We start from the raw sequence: 991 nt of genomic DNA, 5'->3' as shown, positions 1-991 counted from the left end.
CCTTGCGATCCAGCGTCGCTGTGATGAATCAATCCATCCTCGACGGCGTGGCCGTCGTGGTCGCGTCGCCACAACGCCATCTTCAGCGCGGAGGTGACCATCGCGGTGTCCTTGATCGTGGCCGCCTGCCAGCCCACGATCGAACGGGAGAAACAGTCGATCACGAACGCCACATACACGAACCCGCTCCAGGTAGGCACATACGTAAAGTCGGTGACCCACTTGCGATTTGGCTCAACTGCGGTGAAATCGCGGTCGACCAGATCCGGGGCACGGCGATGACCGGCACCTTTCCCCGGGATCGTGGTGCGATGTTTGCCGCCGCGGACCACGCCGGACAGGCCTTCGTCGCGCATCAGCCGGTCGACGGTGCCGATACCGACCCGGTAGCCCAGGCGGCGCAGATACGGGGTCATCTTGCGGCGCCCATACATGCCCTCAGGCGTGCCGACTGTGGCGTGTAGCGCATCGGTCAGATACGCATCGGTCACCGTCCGCGGCGAGGGCGGGGCGGTTTTCCAGTTCCTATAGGTGCGTCCGGCGACCTGCACGCCCTGCTCGGTGAGCACGCGACAGATCGGATCGACCCGGTAACCCTGTGCACGCATCTGATCGATGAATTGGCAGATCACCGGCGGCGCGGGTCGATCTCCCGCGCGAAGAAAATCGAGGCCGCTTTCAGAATCTCGTTGGCCTCCTTGAGATCTCGGACTTCGCGTTCGAGTTCCTTGATCCGCGCCTGCTCCGCGCTCGTCACACCGGGAGCCTTCCCGATGTCGATCTGGGCCTGCTTCACCCAGACACGCAACGACTCCGGGTGGACTCCGAGTTTCGGAGCGAGCGCTTGGCAGGCGGCATACGCCGACGGATAGCCGTCGAGTCGGTCCAGCACCATCTTCACCGCACGCTCACGCTGCTCGATCGGATAACGCTTGGGCATGGCCCACATCCTCCACAGAGAAGGAAGCGGCCGAAAAGTCGGGGCGGTTCA

General features: G+C 63.8%; 2 protein-coding genes. Both read right to left on the bottom strand.

The window, feature by feature from the left end; translation table 11 throughout:
* Positions 1 to 608, bottom strand: a 608-nt coding sequence (locus tag ON44_RS33680) for an IS3 family transposase (protein WP_040698053.1), incomplete at its 3' end; no start/stop codon positions are given.
* 20 nt (positions 609 to 628) lie between these two features.
* Positions 629 to 940: a transposase gene (locus ON44_RS33675; RefSeq protein WP_040698051.1), complete on the bottom strand. Its 312-nt coding sequence runs from the start codon at positions 938 to 940 to the stop codon at positions 629 to 631.
* Positions 941 to 991: the final 51 nt, after the last annotated feature.

This window comes from Nocardia vinacea NBRC 16497 (assembly GCF_000308835.1).
Classification (GTDB): domain Bacteria; phylum Actinomycetota; class Actinomycetes; order Mycobacteriales; family Mycobacteriaceae; genus Nocardia; species Nocardia vinacea.
This window is presented reverse-complemented; position numbering and strand designations above follow the sequence as displayed.

Excerpts from the sequence above, each read along its gene's own strand:
- ON44_RS33675 (WP_040698051.1), bottom strand. The coding sequence starts at position 940 with ATGCCCAAGCGTTATCCGATCGAGCAGCGTGAGCGTGCGGTGAAGATG.